Source organism: Corynebacterium sp. S5S1, from assembly GCF_001913985.1.
Lineage (GTDB): Bacteria > Actinomycetota > Actinomycetes > Mycobacteriales > Mycobacteriaceae > Corynebacterium > Corynebacterium marquesiae.
In genome coordinates, this window is sequence record NZ_MKXT01000089.1 from 1 (window position 1) to 2854 (window position 2854).

Here is a 2854-nt window from a genome sequence, read left to right on the forward strand (position 1 = left end):
ACGCGATCTGCAATGTAGCTGGTATCGCGAGTGAATTCACCATCGGTTGCGGCATTCTGGGCATCGCCGGCCCAGTCGTTGTCGTTTTCTGCTGCCACGGTATTCCTCCTTGGCGTATCGAAAATATATGATACATCAACTATATCATTGTCGTGTATACAAGCGGCAGCGCATGCGATGTGCTCAGCCATGGTTGGGCGAGGTGTTTCAGTGCTGTCTCACCGTTCCTGTTGAAACCCGAGCTTGTGCTACTGTGTGAAATTATGTGCGCAGGTAAAAAACTCACCGGCCTCGCTCTTGCAGGCATAGTCTCGGTTTTCCTCGCTGGTTGTTCGGATGTGGAATCTGCGCACGGCGATGGCTCACATGAGTCAGCGGTCTCCATGGCCACAACGGTGTCGACGGTCTCAACGACGGTTACAACCACTCAGGGTGCCCAAGCAACTGATGGGGCAGAAGAGCCGAGTGCACCTACTGCACCTTCAGCAGACAAAGACCTGAAGGATTCCTTCCCGCACGCAGAGCCGGGCGTGTATACCGATGACAGCCTCGATTACCGCGCCATGCACGCTGCACTTGAGATCAAAGGGCGGGCACCGAACTCGGATTATGACCGTGCTTTATTTGGCCAGCCGTGGAGCGATGACGTTAACGTCGCAGGCGGGCACAATGGCTGCGATACCCGGAATGATATTCTGCAACGCGATTTGGACGAGATTTCCATCCGCAACGGGACCCGGGGGTGTTTGGTCGAAAGCGGTCGGTTGGTCAGCCCATATTCCGGCGAGACCATCAATTTTCACCGTGGCGATAATCAGGTAGATATCGAGCACGTGGTTGCGCTTGGCGACGCCTGGGTGAAAGGAGCATTCCAGTGGGATGAAACCAAGCGCCGCGATTTCGCCAACGATCCGATCAACCTGCTGGCTGTCGATGCTTCCAATAACCGCGCGAAAGGTGCTGCTGATGCTGCTACCTGGCTGCCGCCGCACAAGCCGTTTCGCTGTGATTATGGGCGTATACAGGTCCACGTGAAATATGTTTATGATCTCTGGGTCACAGAAGCGGAGCATCAGGCGCTGCGTAACCTGTTGGACCAGTGCTAAAACAGGGAAAATCCCATCGTAGGCGGGTTGGTACCGGTTATACGCTGGGCTGTCGCATAAATTGGGGCCATGAGCGATGGTAAAAATAACCCAGATAAATCCCAGCCCGACAAAGCGGATTTTCATGACGACGAGTTTGATGTTCCCACTTATAAGGGGCCGCAAACATCACAGAAAAAGTCTGCAGCAGATTCCGATGCTAAAACGGAAGTGAAAGCAGACTTTAAACGGGATGCCGAATCTGCATCGGAGGGACAACGCACCACGATTTTCCAGCGGGCCGGTCGAGCGGCGCCGCAGACCATTGAGCCGAATTCAGGTGCTAGCAGGAACCGTGCTGACAGTACTGGGCCTGGTAACGATTCCGAACCGACTACCCAATTTGCGCAGCAGAGTTCTGCAGCCGGAGTAGGTAGCTCGGAAAAGGCTGCGGCTTCTAGCGCTAATGGCGGTCCAGACGGTAACGACAACCAAGTAGACGCTGATTCGCAGCGTCCGGAATACCGAGACGAAGATTTTGCAACTACCGAGGTTATTGACCCTGCAGGAAAGCAGACTACGGTGCCGGTGGCGGCATCCGCTATCCCAAACCAGGCCGCACAATCGAACAACACACCGTCGAACAACATGCAGCCGGGACCTACCCAGCCGGGACAGCCGCATGATGGCCAGCAGCAATTCCCGGATGATGTGCCTTATGCGCAGGGCAATGGCATACCAAACGAAGAAGCAGCAGGTGCAGGTGCCATGGAGCACGCTGAACTAACCGAGACGCGTCGCGGCACTATCGACTTCGGGTTGTTCTTATTGCGTATTGTATTTTCGGCCTGGCTGATTATTCAGGCAGTGGGGACGTTTTTCTCCTTGGGCAACCACGAGGGCATCGCGGGCTTAGAATCCGAATTCTCTGCTTATAACCAGGACCACTTGTTGGCTATTTTGGTGCCGGCGCTGCAGCTGGCTGCTGGTATTTTCTTGCTGCTGGGTCTATTAGCACCGATTGCTGGCATGGTTGCGGTGACAGTGAGTGGTTTTCTGGCTGTGCACCAGCTTGCCGACGCGCAGGTTGGCCTCAATATCTTTAATTGGGAAGAAACCCTGTGGGTACCGGTCATGGTTGCCGCGATCGCGGTGGTTGTACAATTTACCGGTCCCGGTTTGTATGCGCTTGATGGTGCCCGTGGGTGGGCACGACGTCCGCTGGCATCGTCCTGGATTTTCGCGATCCTCGGAATCGCTGCTGTGGTTGCTGCGTGGTGGCTATTCGCAGGTACCAACCCGTTGGCCAGCTAAACACCCAACTCTTGCGGTTCTGGTTCTGGGTGCACCGCGTGCTTACATATCGGCGGGTGCGTGGTGCTCCGGGGCCTGGTGGTGCAGACGTCTACGGTCCCGAGCGCCGGACAATTCCCAGCCAAGGATAAGCAGGGTGGCTAACCCCAGCCAGACAAAATCACTGATAAGCAGCTTCGGCCAGAAGCTGAGCGCGTGTACGTTGATGGCGTCGCCGTACCACCACTTGGGTGGCTGCTCGAGGAAAACCAAGACGGAAACCCAGGCACCGACGACTACGGTGAGAGCATAACTACGCCATGTCAGGGCTCGCCAGAACCATACCGGGACGGCGACGGCCAGCCAGACCCAGTGGTGGGACCACGATACCGGCGAGATCAGGAGCATGATCACTGCGTTGATAAGCCAGGCGTCGACAAGATAGCCACGGCGTAATAGCTGGACCATGAGCCAGG

General features: G+C 56.0%; 2 protein-coding genes and 1 pseudogene. 2 read left to right on the plus strand and 1 reads right to left on the minus strand.

Annotated elements, in window-relative coordinates; translation table 11 throughout:
- Positions 1-263: 263 nt before the first annotated feature.
- A complete protein-coding gene (locus BKN05_RS12395; protein WP_236588362.1) occupies positions 264-1106 on the plus strand; it encodes an HNH endonuclease family protein in 843 nt (280 codons plus the stop codon).
- Positions 1107-1175: 69 nt separating this feature from the next.
- Positions 1176-2399: a DoxX family protein gene (locus BKN05_RS12400; RefSeq protein ID WP_286688773.1), complete on the plus strand. Its 1224-nt coding sequence runs from the start codon at positions 1176-1178 to the stop codon at positions 2397-2399.
- 42 nt (positions 2400-2441) lie between these two features.
- Here the strand turns inward: BKN05_RS12400 and BKN05_RS12405 are convergent.
- A pseudogene (locus tag BKN05_RS12405) lies at positions 2442-2854 on the minus strand (hypothetical protein); the annotation flags it as partial.